This window comes from Neptunomonas marina (genome assembly GCF_004005935.1).
In the GTDB taxonomy this organism is placed as follows: Bacteria; Pseudomonadota; Gammaproteobacteria; order Pseudomonadales; family Balneatricaceae; genus Neptunomonas; species Neptunomonas marina.
Window position 1 is genome coordinate 137212 of the sequence record NZ_SACQ01000005.1, and the last position, 15092, is coordinate 152303.

Annotated in this window: 17 protein-coding genes; 16 read left to right on the plus strand and 1 reads right to left on the minus strand. The window is 51.0% G+C overall.

Features of this window, described 5'->3' with window-relative positions:
• Window positions 1-6 precede the first annotated feature (6 nt).
• The 6 genes from EOE65_RS11655 to EOE65_RS11685 all read left to right on the plus strand — a co-directional run bounded on the left by EOE65_RS11655 (window position 7) and on the right by EOE65_RS11685 (window position 6372).
• The gene (locus tag EOE65_RS11655) at window positions 7-534 is read left to right on the plus strand and encodes a DsbE family thiol:disulfide interchange protein (protein ID WP_127694490.1); all 528 of its coding nucleotides are present in this window, start codon (window positions 7-9) and stop codon (window positions 532-534) included.
• On the plus strand, window positions 531-1010 hold the full coding sequence (locus tag EOE65_RS11660) for a cytochrome c-type biogenesis protein (RefSeq protein ID WP_127694491.1): 480 nt from the start codon (window positions 531-533) through the stop codon (window positions 1008-1010). The genes EOE65_RS11655 and EOE65_RS11660 overlap by 4 nt, the downstream gene beginning before the upstream one ends.
• Complete coding sequence (gene ccmI, locus EOE65_RS11665) at window positions 1007-2242, plus strand: c-type cytochrome biogenesis protein CcmI (protein ID WP_127694492.1); 1236 nt, start codon at window positions 1007-1009, stop codon at window positions 2240-2242. Before EOE65_RS11660 ends, ccmI begins: the two co-directional genes overlap by 4 nt.
• Window positions 2243-2314: 72 nt before the next feature.
• Window positions 2315-3796 (plus strand): cell division protein ZipA, encoded by a 1482-nt coding sequence (gene zipA, locus EOE65_RS18145; RefSeq protein ID WP_206052676.1) that lies wholly within the window; start codon window positions 2315-2317, stop codon window positions 3794-3796.
• A gap of 30 nt (window positions 3797-3826) precedes the next feature.
• Entirely contained in the window at window positions 3827-6163 is a 2337-nt protein-coding gene (ligA, locus tag EOE65_RS11680) for an NAD-dependent DNA ligase LigA (protein WP_127694495.1), read from the plus strand.
• On the plus strand, window positions 6160-6372 hold the full coding sequence (locus EOE65_RS11685) for a YheU family protein (RefSeq protein WP_127694496.1): 213 nt from the start codon (window positions 6160-6162) through the stop codon (window positions 6370-6372). Before ligA ends, EOE65_RS11685 begins: the two co-directional genes overlap by 4 nt.
• Before the next feature lie 6 nt (window positions 6373-6378).
• Here EOE65_RS11685 and EOE65_RS11690 read toward each other — a convergent pair whose 3' ends face one another.
• Window positions 6379-6990, minus strand: coding sequence for a CBS domain-containing protein (locus EOE65_RS11690; protein ID WP_127694497.1), 612 nt, complete (start codon window positions 6988-6990; stop codon window positions 6379-6381).
• 144 nt (window positions 6991-7134) lie between these two features.
• Between EOE65_RS11690 and EOE65_RS11695 the strand changes: the two genes are divergently transcribed.
• The 10 genes from EOE65_RS11695 to gspM are packed head-to-tail and all read left to right on the plus strand — an operon-like array spanning window position 7135 to window position 15090.
• Window positions 7135-7773: a CmcI family methyltransferase gene (locus tag EOE65_RS11695; RefSeq protein ID WP_127694498.1), complete on the plus strand. Its 639-nt coding sequence runs from the start codon at window positions 7135-7137 to the stop codon at window positions 7771-7773.
• A gap of 4 nt (window positions 7774-7777) precedes the next feature.
• On the plus strand, window positions 7778-9478 hold the full coding sequence (locus tag EOE65_RS11700) for a GspE/PulE family protein (RefSeq protein WP_127694499.1): 1701 nt from the start codon (window positions 7778-7780) through the stop codon (window positions 9476-9478).
• Window positions 9479-9484: 6 nt separating this feature from the next.
• A complete protein-coding gene (locus tag EOE65_RS11705) occupies window positions 9485-10693 on the plus strand; it encodes a type II secretion system F family protein (RefSeq protein ID WP_127694500.1) in 1209 nt (402 codons plus the stop codon).
• A gap of 59 nt (window positions 10694-10752) precedes the next feature.
• Entirely contained in the window at window positions 10753-11181 is a 429-nt protein-coding gene (gene gspG / locus EOE65_RS11710) for a type II secretion system major pseudopilin GspG (protein ID WP_240656980.1), read from the plus strand.
• Between the two features lie 8 nt (window positions 11182-11189).
• On the plus strand, window positions 11190-11648 hold the full coding sequence (locus EOE65_RS11715; RefSeq protein ID WP_127694501.1) for a pilus assembly FimT family protein: 459 nt from the start codon (window positions 11190-11192) through the stop codon (window positions 11646-11648).
• Window positions 11645-12043, plus strand: a complete 399-nt coding sequence (locus EOE65_RS11720) for a type IV pilus modification PilV family protein (protein WP_127694502.1) — start codon at window positions 11645-11647, stop codon at window positions 12041-12043. Before EOE65_RS11715 ends, EOE65_RS11720 begins: the two co-directional genes overlap by 4 nt.
• The gene (locus tag EOE65_RS11725) at window positions 12040-12639 is read left to right on the plus strand and encodes a prepilin-type N-terminal cleavage/methylation domain-containing protein (RefSeq protein WP_127694503.1); all 600 of its coding nucleotides are present in this window, start codon (window positions 12040-12042) and stop codon (window positions 12637-12639) included. Before EOE65_RS11720 ends, EOE65_RS11725 begins: the two co-directional genes overlap by 4 nt.
• Window positions 12636-13514: a type II secretion system minor pseudopilin gene (locus tag EOE65_RS11730; protein WP_127694504.1), complete on the plus strand. Its 879-nt coding sequence runs from the start codon at window positions 12636-12638 to the stop codon at window positions 13512-13514. The genes EOE65_RS11725 and EOE65_RS11730 overlap by 4 nt, the downstream gene beginning before the upstream one ends.
• The gene (locus EOE65_RS11735; protein WP_127694505.1) at window positions 13514-14533 is read left to right on the plus strand and encodes a PilN domain-containing protein; all 1020 of its coding nucleotides are present in this window, start codon (window positions 13514-13516) and stop codon (window positions 14531-14533) included. The genes EOE65_RS11730 and EOE65_RS11735 overlap by 1 nt, the downstream gene beginning before the upstream one ends.
• A complete protein-coding gene (gspM, locus tag EOE65_RS11740; protein WP_127694506.1) occupies window positions 14533-15090 on the plus strand; it encodes a type II secretion system protein GspM in 558 nt (185 codons plus the stop codon). The genes EOE65_RS11735 and gspM overlap by 1 nt, the downstream gene beginning before the upstream one ends.
• Window positions 15091-15092: the final 2 nt, after the last annotated feature.

Here is a 15092-nt window from a genome sequence, read left to right on the forward strand (position 1 = left end):
GACCGAGTGCGACGTTTAATACTCTTTATCCCATTAGTCGTTTTTATGGCATTGGGTGTGTTGTTTTACAAAGGGCTGCAGCTAGACCCGAGTGAGCTTGAGTCGGCGTTGTTAGATAAGCCATTTCCTGCGTTTAGTGCACCGTCTTTGAGCGATGAAAACCAGTTAGTCACAGAGCAGGATTTAAAAGGAAAGCCTGCGCTAGTCAATGTGTGGGCGACATGGTGCCCGACTTGTAAGCAAGAGCACGCGCAGTTGAATCGAATTGCGCGCGAAGAGGGAGTCATTATTTATGGTATTAACTATAAAGATGACCGCTCGGCGGCAAAAGAGTGGCTGCGGCGTTACAGTGATCCGTATGTTTTGAATATCTTTGATGCAGATGGTGCGCTAGGCGTTAACTTAGGCGTTTATGGTGCACCCGAAACCTATGTTATTGATGCGAATGGCGTTATTCGCTACAAGCATGTTGGCGCGGTTGATGAGAAGGTATGGCAAACGTTAAAAGGTGTGCTTGCAGAGGTCTCGTTATGAGAGCGTTTTTCTTTGCGCTTGCGCTAATGGTAGCCGGGCCTGTATGGGCGGCCATAGATACGTATGAGTTTCATGATGATGACGCACGCGAGCAGTTCCAACAGTTAACACAAGAGCTGCGTTGCCCTAAATGTCAGAACCAGAATTTGGCAGATTCCAACTCGCCAATCGCTTCAGACCTGCGCCGCGAAGTGTATCGAATGGTAGAGTCCGGCGATAGCAATGACCAGATTGTTGACTTCATGGTGGCGCGTTATGGCGAGTTCGTCTTATATCGCCCGAAGGTAAATGAGGCAACTTATGTGCTTTGGTACGGCCCGTTCGTACTGCTCGCCATCGGCATGGTCGTCGTGGTCTTGTTGGCGCGAGCGCGACGCTCCAAAGAAGCTAAAGCGAGCGATAGCGCAAACTTAAGTCATGATGAGCAAGCGCGCTTGTCTGAGCTGTTAAAAGATAACAATGGTGAGAGTAAATGATCGAACTGTGGCTTGGAATTGCTGTACTGCTTTGCGGGGCGTTAGCGTTTCTTTTTATCCCGTTTGCGCGGGCGCGTAAAAGAGCATTCCATCAGGCTGCTGTTGACCGCAAGCAGCAAAATATCGATATCTACAATGAGCGTTTAGCTGAGCTTGAACGCGAATTTGCCGCCAATACGATCACCGAGCAAGAACTAGAAGTGCTGCGTTTAGAACTACAGCGCTCGCTTCTTGAAGATACTGACACCGATGAACCGGTAAAGCACCGGACTGTACTGGGTACTCCACAGCTACTGGGCTTGGCCGTTATGGCTTTGTTAGTGCCGGCGTTATCACTCGGCCTTTATGCAAACTATGGTAGCGCTGCACTCTTAGAGGTTCCGCGCACACAGCCGGCACAATCTCAAGATATGCCTTCTGTGGAAGAAGCGATCGTGATGCTCGAAAAAGAGTTGGCAGAGAATCCCGAGAACCCTGAAGGTTGGTACATTTTGGCCACCACTTATATGAATCTTGGGGAGTTTCAAAAAGGCCAAGCTGCGTTTGAACGTTTGTTAGAGCAAATGCCAGCAGATGCGCCTCAATACGCCGGTGTTATGGGGCAATATGCGCAGTCTCTTTACTTTGCAAACGGTAAAATGACTGATGCAGTGCGCCAACAGGTGAATCGTACACTCGATATTGAACCGCTTGAGGTCACTGCACTAGGCCTGCTGGGTATCGATGCATTCGAGCAAAAAGAGTATGCCGACGCTATCGCGTACTGGCGTAAGGCTCTGCAAAACGCTGATGCGGAAGCTGCCAGCTCACTGAAAAGTGGTATCCAACGTGCGGCTCAGGAGATGCAGCAGCTTGGACAGACAGTTCCTGACATCCCTGAGCTCGATGTCGCGCAAGTCGTGGCGCTTGTGGATATCGACGAGCAGCAACTTACTCAGTTAAAACCGGATCAGCCGGTATTTGTGTTCGCGCGAGCGGTTGGCCAGCGTATGCCGTTAGCGGCTGCTAAGCTTACCGTAGCAGATCTACCTGCGCGTGTTGTACTTGATGACTCAATGGCGATGATGCCGCAAGCGAAACTATCGGGTTATACACGCGTGGAGCTGATCGCTCGAGTATCCTTGAGTGGTGAACCTGTCGCTAGTGCAGGAGATCTAGAGTCTCCTGCTGTCCTTGTTGCGGTAGGTACCACAACGCCTGTGGAACTTCAGATTAATACGATTGTTCAGTAGGCAACGACGCTTTATAGTTGTGTGCAGAAGTTTAAACGTTTTAACAGCAGAGCCTGATACATGGAAATAGGCATGAAAGAGTGGCTAATCATCGGCGGCATCTTAGTTATCGCTCTGATAATTATTGATGGTTGGCGCCGCATGAACGGTCAGCGACAGACGCTGAAGATGGACATTGATCGATCTTTCAGCGATGCAGAAGATGATGGATACAATCCTGAATTGCCTAATGGCGGTGCTCGCCCACTCGGTGGCGTTGAGACAGGCATTGAAACGTCCTCGCTAGCGGGATTGACTGCGTACGAAACGCCTACTGAACAGCGTCTTAGTGATACTGCCGATACTGTTGCTCACGATTCACAAGGGCCTCAAGGTGTAGAGCTGGATCCGCTGTTTGATGTGATACCTGAAAATCACCAGCCTTTGCAGCCACAGCCACAGCCACAGCCACAGCCACAGCCACAGCCACAGCCACAGCCACAGCCACAGCCACAACCACAGCCACAGCCACAGCCACAGCCACAGCCACAGCCTGACCTGAGTTATAGCGTTGAGCCCGAGCTGCCTGAAACGGCTCCACAAGAGCAGTCGCTGAGCACAATAGAAGCTTCGCAGTATGGTCATGGTCATCCGGCGCAGCCAGAGAGCGCTGAGCAACCAGCCATAATAGAAAGTGAGCACGACGAGCTCGACCTGTCACTGCCAGAAGAGATGAAGTACGAAGCTAAGCTTGTTCACGAGCCCGACGTGGAGCTAACAGAGCAAGAGGCGTTAGATCTAGAGCAGCCTATCACGGTGCTTATGAATGATTCATTGCGCTACGGTGAGCACTACGAACCGGACATGGTGAGTGCTGACTCAGCAGAATCTGCGGCGTTGCAAAACGACGTTCCGGTGGTTGATGAGACGTTCTCTGCAAACGATGTGGCTGCTGCTAATACGTGGGCAGAGCCGGTTGCGGAGCCGAGTAAAGAAGAGGTAGCTATGGAAGAGCCTCCTTCGGTAATCTCGCAGCCAGAGCCAGAGCCAGAGCCAGAGCCAGAGCCAGAATTGAAGGCTGAACCTGAGCAAAGCTCTCTATTTGTTGATAACGCTAATCGCTCGGCGCCGGACCCAGATCCAGAGCATATGCTGCAAATTACTGTTGTGGCCAAGCAGGGTATTATGGACGGTTGTGCATTGCGCCAGATTGTCGAAGCTTGTGGTATGGAGCATGGTCTTTACCAGCTGTTCCACCGTTTTGAGGAAGCGACTGATGGTGGCGCTATCCAATTTAGTATGGCTTGTGCTGTAAGTCCGGGAACATTCAACCTTGATGAGCTGGAGTCGGCACATATACCTGCGGTCACCTTCTTTATGTCGATGGCAGACCCGAAAGATCCAAAATATGCGCTCGAATGTATGTTAGCGACCGCCGAGACGGTGGCGAAGCATCTGGGTGGTGATCTCCTTGATGAGAACCGCTCGATGATGGGAACGCAGACAAAAGCGCATTACCGAGAACGCATTCGGGATTACGAACTGCACCAGTTACCGAAACGCAACCAATCTTAGGTTGCGTTTTTATTTGATACTCCGGTTTATATGACAGACAAAACAACACCTGCAGAAGAGATTGCTCAGCTAATCGAGCAGTTAAATCATCACAATCACCTTTACTACGTGAAAGATGAGCCCTCTATTCCAGATGCTGAGTATGACCGCCTGTTTCAGCGCCTGCTAGCACTGGAAAGTGACTTTCCTGATTTAGTGGCTTCAGATTCTCCGACGCAGCGTGTCGGTGGTGCCCCTCTGGCTGGTTTTTCTGAGGTCACGCACGAGCGCCCAATGCTATCGCTCGGCAATGCTTTTTCTGGCGAAGACTTTATTGACTTTGACCGACGCGTTCGTGAGCGTGCGGGCCAAGAAGTGGTTGAATACGCTTGTGAGCCTAAGCTCGATGGCATTGCTGTGAGCCTTCTTTACGAGGAGGGCGTGCTGGTGCGAGGCGCGACTCGCGGTGACGGCTCGACGGGCGAAGATATCACCCATAATGTGCGAACCATTCGCTCAATTCCCCTGAGCTTGTCAGGAAGTGGGTGGCCACAGCGCCTTGAAGTGCGGGGTGAAATCTATATGCCAAAGGCGGGTTTTGCCGCGATGAACGACAGGCTGGCCAGTGCAGGAGAGAAAACGTTTGTTAATCCGCGCAATGCAGCTGCTGGTAGTTTGCGACAACTGGATTCGCGTGTCACGGCACAGCGCCCGCTAGAGATGTGCTGTTACGGGATTGGCGTTGTTGAGGAGGGCGAACTGCCTGACAACCACTTTGATACGATGCATGCGCTGGCTCAGTGGGGTTTTCGTATTAGTGGCTATCTTGAGAGGCTGAGTGGCCCAGAACAAGTGCTCGACTACTACGAGAGGCTATCAGCGCAGCGCAACGATCTACCTTTTGAAATTGATGGTTTGGTGTATAAGGTCAACCGCTATGCGCTGCAGGAAAATTTGGGTTTTGTCTCGCGGGCACCGCGTTGGGCTATCGCGCATAAATTCCCTGCACAAGAGGAGTTGACTGTACTTGAGAGTGTTGATTTTCAAGTTGGGCGAACCGGTGTCATTACGCCGGTTGCCCGCCTGACTCCAGTGTTTGTTGGTGGAGTAACCGTATCTAATGCAACGCTCCATAACATGGGGGAGATCGCACGCTTAGATGCGCGTGTTGGAGATACCGTTATTGTGCGCCGTGCGGGGGATGTCATCCCTCAGGTGGTGCAAGTCGTTGTGGATAGGCGCCCTGAGCATACGAAACCCATCGCAGCGCCGAGTGCTTGTCCTGTATGTGGTTCTGATGTTGAACGTGTGCAGTTGCAGCAGCGTTCCGCAAAAGGCGCTGCGGCTGATGGTGCTGCGTATCGTTGTGTTGGCCGGCTAACCTGCTCAGCACAACGCCAGCAAGCGTTGATCCACTTTGGTTCCCGAAAAGCGTTAGATATCGAAGGCCTTGGCGAGAAAGTCGCAATCCAGCTGAGCGATGTCGGATTAGTTAAGTCCCCAGCAGACCTCTTTGAGCTGGAAGTTGAGCAGCTAGAAGCGCTTGAAGGGTTCGCGCATCAGTCTGCGTTGAATCTCTTTAAAGCGATACAAGGCTGCCGCGGGGCGACGCTGGCGCGTGTTATCTATGCTTTGGGTATCCCTGATGTGGGCGAAGAAACCGCGCGAACGCTGGCTGAGTATTTTGGCAGCTTCGATAAAATCCGTGCGGCTACCCCACAGATTCTAACACTATTGCCCGATATTGGTGATGAAGTCGCTGCGGAAATTGCCCATTTCTTTGCGGATGAGCATAACAATCAAGAGGTCGACCGCTTATTGGCTGTGGGATTCACGCTTGATAATAGCGGTTCTAAAACCTTGACCCTCTCTCTTGAAGAGCTGATTACGCGCGCCAAAATACCGTATGTCGGAGGGGGTAGCGCCAAACAGTTGGCAGCGCACTTTCAAACTGTGGATGCACTCGTGAAGGCAACGGAAGCTGAACTCAGCACGGTGGATAAGCTGAGTAAGCGTGCGATAGCGAGCATGTTGGATGTGCTTGCTGATGAGTCTTGGGTTGAAAGTTTGCGCAGAACAGAGGCATTGCTACTCGACTATGGGTTCCATTGGACATTAGCTGAAAGCCGTGCTGAAGCGGCTTTGCCTCTGGAAAACAAAACCTATGTGTTAACTGGTACGCTCAGCCAGCTCACTCGTAGCGAGGCAAAAGCCGCGTTGCAACAGTTAGGTGCAAAAGTATCGGGTAGTGTATCGAAGAAGACTGACTGTGTTGTCGCAGGTGAGGCAGCCGGTAGTAAGCTTACCAAAGCGCAAGATTTGGGTATCCCTGTCTTAGACGAAGAGGGCTTGCTGGCACTTCTCGATGAGTATGGGGTTAGTCGATGATCGTGCCTTATGAGTCGCTTTCTGCTGATGCACTTCGTGGTGTTATTGAAGAGTTCGTAACGCGAGATGGCACCGATTACGGGGCGATGGAGACCTCATTGGAGGCGCGCGTTCAGCAAGTGAAACAGCAGTTGCACACGGGCGAGGTGGTCATACTTTATAGTGAAGCTCGGGGTGATGTTAACATTGTACCGCGGCACAGCTTATAACGCGGTTTAAGCCCAGCGCTCGACGTGCTCGCCGTAACTGATGATTTCGAGCAAGTCCGTGCGGCAAACAATACCGATGGGCTTGAGAGCTGCGTTGACAACGGGAATCGCGTTACAGTTGTGGTGAATAAAGTGGCGAGCTATCTCCGCGACGGGGGTTTCCGGCTTGGCGGCAAGCAGTGACTCAGGCAGAAAGTTTGCCACGGCAACGGGGGAGTCTACACCGTGCTGAATGGTGTCCTCATGATGCACTAGGCCGAGCAGATCGCCATTCGAACTGGCGACAATCAGGTGGCTGATTTGCTGTTGTTTCATCACAGTAGCAGCATGGGCGAAGGAGTCATCGCGATCAATAGTGATAAGTGGTTGCGACATTATTTTTTCGGCAGTGAGAATCGGCGTATAGTGTGCCTCTTCGCCGTATAGCTTGCTCCCCTCAGACTGGCGTTTCAGCAAATTTGGGTTAGCCTTACCCTGTGGTTTTGTTGATGCTATGCCATTGGAAGTGCTGCCTTGAGTGATGTGCTCAGTAGCACCGCTCGCTGCTATGGGGGCAACAGCAGGCTGAGTTTTAGGTATATCAGGATTAAACGCCGGAATAATTTGTAGGATGCTCATGATATGAGAGTGACTCGCATCTGCAATGTGTAGTCTAATTGTAGACAGAGTTACAGAAATTGTTTTTTTGCGCGCCGAAAACCGATTGCTCAAGAAGTAAGGTAAACCTCAGCTGCGTTAGAATGTGTTTTAGTTGGTGGGTAGATGAACAAAGAAGCCGAAGCGTATCATCAGTGGTACTACAACAGTGAAGTTTGGCACGATGTGAAGTATATGGGTGTTCCTTGCTACAAGTCGGTAGCGGATATGTGGAATTACCAAGAAGTTTTGGCAGAATTAAAACCTGCTTTGATCGTTGAGTTTGGTACAAGGTTTGGTGGGTCTGCGCTATTTTTTAGTGTGACGGGGCGAGCTATCAATCCAGACTTGAAGGTCGTCAGTGTTGATATCTCCCATGAAGACGTTTTCCCTGAAGTGCTATTGGATAGCGCCATTCAATTGGTAACAGGGTCTTCTTCCGATCCGCAGATTGCGTTGCGCATTGAAAAGATGCGTGCTCTCTATCCGGGGCCTGTGTTCTTTATCTTGGACAGTGATCATAGTAAATCACATGTTTTAGCTGAACTTGAGTTGCTGCGTCGTGTCACTAAGTCTGGCGATTATGTGGTTGTTGAAGATAGCAATATCAACGGCCATCCTGTGTTGCCAGGCTGGGGTGAAGGGCCATATGAAGCGATCCAAGAATACATGGCGCAGTACCCAGATGATTACGTCACCGATAGCGCAAGAGAGCAAAAGTTTGGCTTCACCTTTGCCCCCTCCGGTTTCCTGATAAAAAGATAACAGTATGTCCGATATTAATGACCAGCTTGGCGAACTGCTCATCGAGCAGGAAAAAATCACCAGTCGCGACTTTGAGCGTGCACTGGTAGCTCAGCAAGAGATGGGAGATCTGCTAGGCCAGGTGCTTGTTAAGCTTGGCTTAGTTTCAGAGCAAGATGTTTGCCGCGCATTGAGCGAGGTATTGGACGTTGAGTTGGTCGCAGCCGAGCACTTTCCAGAGCAGGCGGTGCGCATCGAAGGGTTGTCGGAAGAGTTTTTGCTGAGTAATAATCTGGTGCCGCTATCGGTTGATGAAGCCAGCGTGCGTGTCGCAACGACGTTGCCTCAGGATGCTTACGTTGCGAAAGCGTTATCGATGGCAACAGGTAAAATGGCGATCATGTGCTTGGCGCTTGAAGCTGATATCAAGCAAGGTCAGCAGAAGTACTTGGAGGCGAACACTGATGATGTGGAAGCTGCCGCTGAGCAAGATCTGTTCGCTGGGGATGATGAGTTTATCGAACACCTGCGTGACCTCGCGAGTGAAGCGCCGGTTATCCGCGTTGTTAACCAGATTATTCACAAAGCGCTTGATATTGGTGCCTCTGATATCCATATCGAACCTTTCGATGACGGTTTGCACTTGCGCTATCGTGTGGACGGTGTGATTCAAGAGATGCCAGACCCGCCGCCATTAAGCCAAGCCGCAGCGATTGCATCCCGTATCAAACTGTTAGCCAACCTCAACATTGCAGAGCGCCGCTTACCTCAGGATGGCCGCATTATGACGCGTGTTAAGGGGCATGAGCTTGATCTGCGTGTGTCTACGATTCCCACGGTCCACGGTGAGAGTATCGTGATGCGGGTGCTAGATCGCCAGAGTATTCAGCTCAGCCTCGAGAATATGGGGTTTAGCGCTGATACGTTGGTCAAGTACCAAGAACTATTGGCTAAGCCTCACGGTGTATTACTGGTCACAGGGCCCACAGGTTCCGGTAAAACAACGACCCTGTATGCGTCCTTGGCATCGATGGATGCTCAGGCAGCGAAAATTGTGACCGTTGAAGATCCGGTGGAGTACCAGTTGACCGGTGTGAACCAAATTCAGGTACAGGCGAAAATCGATCTGACATTTGCCGCTGCGCTGCGGTCAATCTTGCGACAAGACCCTGATATCATCATGATTGGTGAGATGCGTGATACAGAAACTGCGCAGATTGGTGTTCAGTCGGCGCTTACGGGGCACTTAGTACTTTCGACGCTGCACACGAATACTGCGGCGGGTGCTATAACACGTCTTGAGGATATGGGGGTCGAGCGTTACTTAATCACCTCGTCAGTGAATGGTGTGTTGGCGCAACGCTTGATTCGCAAGTTGTGCGATCATTGCAAAACACCGGTTGAACTCACGGATTTTGAAGCGCGAGAGAGTGGTCTCGGCCAGTTTATGCCAGACGGTCAACGAACGGTTTATCAAAGCACTGGATGTACTGCATGTCAGGGTTCAGGCTATCAGGGGCGTACCTCAATTCATGAGTTGTTTGTTATGGATGGCGCAATGCATCGAGCTATTTCAGAAGGCGCTGATGCTACTCAGTTACATCGTGTTGCCCGTCAGACAGGGATGATAACGCTCTATGAGGATGGGCTACGCAAGGTGGCTGCAGGTGTCACTTCGTTAGAAGAGATTTTACGTGTGACCCAAGATCAGGCTGCAGAGGACTAGCAGCAGATGCCAGATTTTTACTACAAAGCGGTGAAGCGGGATGGCTCTATTCACGAAGGAACCATCGCTGCTGAATCGACTGAAGTCGCTGGACGTCAGTTGCGTGCACAGGGGTTATCTCCGGTGAAATTGGCAGCAGGGCAGCAAGCCAAAGTAAAAAGCGCATCCACCGCTCGTACTAATTTGGGTGCGAGCGACGTTTTGTCTTTCACTAGTGAGCTTGCGGTTTTATTGCGGGCTGGACTGCCTATTGATCGCGCAATGAAGGTGCTTATCGAAATGAGCGCTAAGCCCGAGCAAGCTGCGATGCTGAATGATCTGCTGGAAACGGTCAAAGGCGGTAAGGGTCTCAGCCAAGCGTTAACGCGATACGAGAGTGTTTTTGGCCATTTTTATATCAATATGGTGCGCTCCGGCGAAGCCAGCGGTCAGCTATCTTCCGTTCTTGAGCGGCTTGTCGAATATCTAGAAAATGCTAAGGCTGTGCGCAGCAGCGTTGTATCGGCGCTAATTTACCCGGCTATCTTGTTGGTGGTTGCAACGTTGTCTATTTTGGTGATGTTGGGTTTTGTTGTGCCTCAGTTTGAAGCGCTGTTTGCTGACATGGGAGATGCATTGCCTTTGCTAACGCGTTGGGTGATCGACTCGGGCAACTTTATTAAAGCCTATGGTCTTGCCTTGATGGCAGGAGCATTTGTTATTGGCTTTTTAGTGAGGCGTTGGCTTGGAACACCAACCGGCAAAGCTTGGAAAGATGCAAAGCTTATCAAAGCCCCCCTCATTGGTGGTGTGTTGTTTAAGTATGAGATGGCAAAATTCTCCCGCACGATGGGAACTCTGCTAGGCAATGGTGTGTCACTGTTGCAGGCCTTGGGGATCGCCAACGAAACGGTGGAGAACGAGCGAGTGCGTGCTGCGCTCGCTGAGCTAGAGCCTGCGGTCAAGCGTGGTGATCGGATGTCACAAACGCTGCAAGCTAGTGATTTCTTCACGCCGATGGTAATCCAAATTGTGCGTGTGGGGGAGGAGTCTGGACGCCTTGATGATATGATGCTCGAGCTTGCGAAGGTCTACGATACTGAAGTTCAAGCGGGCGTCAAAAGAGGGTTAACACTATTAGAGCCTTTGCTGATTTTGCTGATGGGGGGCTCTATTGCGGTGATTATTATAGCGATCTTGATGGGTATTCTATCGGTCAATGATTTGGCAATTTAAGTTTGCAAGCTCAGCATGTTAGTTGCGCTTGGAGTAGGAATAGATAAAGAGGTTGGTTCGTGTCTTTGAAAACGGTTTATAGAGCACAAAGTGGTATCACATTGGTCGAGATGTTGGTTGTGTTAGCTATCATCGGGCTATTGGCTGGCCTTGTGGGGCCGGCTGTGTTGAATCAGTTGGGCGGTGCAAAGTCGAAAACAGCAGCGGTTCAAATCAAGGATTTTGAGCAGAGCTTGGAGATGTTTAAGCTGGATGTTGGGCGTTTCCCAACAACAGATGAAGGCCTAGAGGCGCTTGTTAACAAACCTTCTAGTGCAACAGGGTGGAACGGCCCATATTTGAAGTCTGGAGTGCCGCAAGATCCGTGGAAACGTGCCTACGGATATCGTTACCCTGGACAGAAAGGTGAGATGGATATCTTCTCGCTCGGTCAAGACGGTGCGCCGGGTGGCGATGGTGAAAATGCTGACGTTGGTAACTGGAAGTAACCTATACCATGCAACGTGGTTTTACATTACTTGAGATACTTGTTGTTCTGGGCATCGCCGCAGTTATGCTAGGCGTGTCTGGCCCCTATGCTCAGAAGATGTATCAAACCATGCAGTATCACGGTGCAGTCAAGGATGTGATGACTGCACTCATTGCGGGGCGCTACGAAGCGATATCGCACTCTGAATCGGTGGATGTGCGTTTTGATCCCCAAGCGCGCACGGTGAACGTCGGCAGTAAAAAGATTCAGTTACCAGAGAATATACAGCTATCTGCTGCCACGGCGCGGGAGTACAACCGCCTCTATGATGGCAATTTAGCGGTCGTTCGCTTTTTTGCAGATGGCTCCTCATCGGGTGGTTCTATCTCCCTAGTGCGTGAGAGTGGAGCGGGTGTTCAGCTCACCGTCGACTGGCTGCTGGGTAGTGTGTCGCAAGCGAAGCTGGCTGAGAACGCAGCCTTATGAAGGGTCTTTGCTCCGCTTCTTCAGATCGCCAGCGTGGCTTTTCTCTATTGGAGATGTTGGTTGCGATCACTATTTTAGGCTTCTCCTTGGCTGCGCTCTATCAGGCAGCGGGGACGGCCACAAGATCGGTGGCTGTGCAGGAGCAATATGTATACGCAACTGAGTTAGTGCGCTCTCTGGTGGCTAATTACCAAACGATCGAGAGAAATGCGGAGATACGTGGCGAGACTGATGGCGGCTTTCGTTGGTCGGTGACATCAGAAGATACAGTACTGGATAACTCGCAATTTTCACAAGGCACACTTCAAACCCTGCGTGTTTCGGTGCGTTGGGATAGCTTTCCGAATGGAAGGGAGTTTGTTGTATCGACCATCGTAGCAGGGCGTGAGCCATGAAGCATCCGACCAAGAGGGAGCGTGGGTTTACCCTTGTGGAGGTGTTGATCGCGCTAGTGGTTCTCTCTTTTATGATGGCCGCCGCCGTTGCAAGTATTCGCACTTTAGCTACCACACAAGAAAAGGTTGAGCAGCGATTGGTGCAGCTAAACGAGATACGCCAAGTCTCGGGTTTTTTACGCACAGCGCTGAGTAACGCAATGCCCATCCAAGCAAGTTTAGAGGGAATGTCGGGTTACGGTACTTATCTATCGGGTAGCCCTAAAGAGGTTATTTGGGTAGCGCCAGCTACGATGGGTGTGCTGGGCGGCACCTTTGTATTTCGGCTTTTTCATGAGGATGATGAGCTAAAGCTGGCGTTTGCGCCCTACGAAAACGGTATTACTGAGCCTGACTGGCAGTCACTAGAGGCGCAAACGCTATTAGATAAGGTAGATGCCTTTACCATTAGTTACGGTGTTGCGTATGCCGATGAGTTGCTCGATACGTGGGAGTATCAATTAACTTTGCCGTCACGGGTCGCGCTCAGCTTAAAAGTGAACGGTAAGTTTTGGCCCGAGCTTGTGGTGGCGCTTAAGGATACACAGCTGCTATGAGTAAGATGAAAGGCGTTTCATCTCAACAGGGGGTGGCTCTCGCGCTATTGCTATGGATTATTGCGGCGCTGAGTATATTACTGGCAGGTGTGCTGTATCAGGTTAAAGTCGACACTAAAATGACGCAGTGGCAACGCACGCAGGTTAAGGCTGAAGCGTTGGGTGATGCTGTCATCCAACTACAGATGGCGAGAATTGTCAGTGAGCCGTCGCTGCTTGGTGGTGGATATGCTGAGTTCGATGTCGAGTTTGATGAGCATGTTGCTCAAGTTGAGTTTGTGCCTGCCGCTGGCTTAGTCGATATTAATAGGGCGTCCCGCGAGGCATTGGTGCGCTTGTTCGTTGCAAGGGCAGGATTATCTGAGGCTCAAGCTGACCAGCTTGCTGACGATATTCAACAATGGCGGTCTTCCAGTAACCTTGAAGATGATGATAGTTACAGTGAGCAGCCCGGCAAATTTAAAAGGGGTGGGCTATTTGAGGCGCCAGAGGACTTAATGCTCGTTTCGGGCATATCTCGAGAGCTGTACGACCGTATTAAGAGTGTTATTAGCGTCGCGAAAACCGGTGTTGCCGAAGTAAATACAGCAGCGGCACCACCCGAGGTGCTTGCATTTATTGTCGATGATCAAGAACAGTTTGCGGACCTACTTGCTCAGCGCCAACGAGATGTTCAAAATACGCCGCTTGCAGGTTCGGCGGGTACGGAATTTAGAGTAAGGGCAAAAATGCAGATTGATGGAGATTACGTAGTGCGAACCCGCTGGGTGAGAATAGGGAGAGCTGGCCCGGATGGGCTACCATGGCTGTATTACCGAGTTGAGCCTGTTTCCCGTGCTCGTAACAAAGATTCTGCGGTAGAGGAGAGTGCCTGATGTCGGACGCCCAGTGGCAGTTTCTCGGTTACGATATCCGCGCCGGTTTTCGTTATATCAAGGCGGGCTGGAGCGACTTTTTCTCGTCGGACGCCTCACCCGTTGCTTCATCCTTGCATGAGCCTGTGTTGGTACATGAGAGCGAGACCGAGCGTTATGTTGTGTTGGCGGGTAAAAAGGTTGCGGGGGATTCTGCGAAGTACGAAGCGGTATTGCTACCGGCCTCTATTAGCCTGATCAAACATCTGTCGTTACCCGTGAGTGCCGAGTCAGATATCGACTCTTTTATTGGCTTGGAAGTTGAGGCTTCAAGCCCGTTTCCGCAATCTGATACGCTTTTCGGCTGGAAAGTTATTGACCGGTCTGATGGGCAGCTGTCTTTGGTTCTTGCCATCAGCAGTGCACGGCTCTCTCAGCAATTTATCGATACGGTACCGCTAAGCAATCGTGCTATGTCGTCTGAAATTTGGGCCAAGACCGAGGCGGGAGAGTTCATCGCCTTTCAAAGTGAGGCTTATAGCGATCGGCTGAGTAAGCAGCGAGGTAAGCAGAAGTGGTTAGTACTTGCGATGGCCTACGTTATGTTGGCGTTGGTTGCTATCGCTGCTGTGCCGGTGGCAGCGAAGTTTCTTGAAATGCGCGAAGTGCGCCAGCTTTATAATAGTCTTGAACAGCAAGCGAACCCTGTCGCAGCCGTGCGTGGCGATCTGGCAATTTATAATCAGATGGCGACAGAACTGAACCTTATCGGCGCGCAGCAGGTGGATGCGATTGAGTTGCTGGATACGCTCTCATCGCTAATGCCAGATGATACTTATTTGCTTTTGCTCGAATACAAAAATGGTGGCATCCGTTTAGATGGGCGCTCCTCCAATGCGGCCATGCTGCTACAGCAGTTGGATAGATCTGGGGCATTCGCAAAAGTTGAGTCGATAGCGGGCATTCGTAAGGAAGGGCGAACAGGGAAAGAGCGCTTTTCTCTGTTGATTACCCCTCTCAGCGAGGAGGGTTCTGAGTAATGCGTAGTATGTTAGCGTCACGCTCTTTTCGAGTGGTATCTTTTACTTGTGTGCTTTTACTCATTGCTTTTGCGTTAGTCTGCGCAGATCTATTTAGCCGTTATGATCGCTATCAGTCTGAAATAGATCGCATGATCCCAAGAATTGAACGCTTTAAAGGGTTGGTAGTCTCTAAAGAGCAGCTACAGCAAGCGGCCGGTTCTTCTGCTGCGACAGTCAATCAAGCAATCTTCCCTGCGGCGACCGCTGATGCTTCTGCTGCGGCTGAGCTTCAACGCATTGTTCGCGATGTGCTGCAGCAATCTGGAGCAAGTGTTACCGGCAGCCAAACACTGCCATCAACAGTGGATGGCAGCTTTGTGCATATCAAAGTCGATGTGACTGCCGTTAGCGGTTTAGCGGAGCTAGAGCAGTTTCTGCAACAGCTAAAAAGGCAAAACCCCGCGGTGTTCTTAGAGTCTCTTACCCTGCAACCGGTAAGAACCAGGCGAGGTGCTCCAGAGGCGCAAGCCGTGACTGCGCGTATGAGAGTATTTGCTCTTAAAGGTGGAGCATAAGC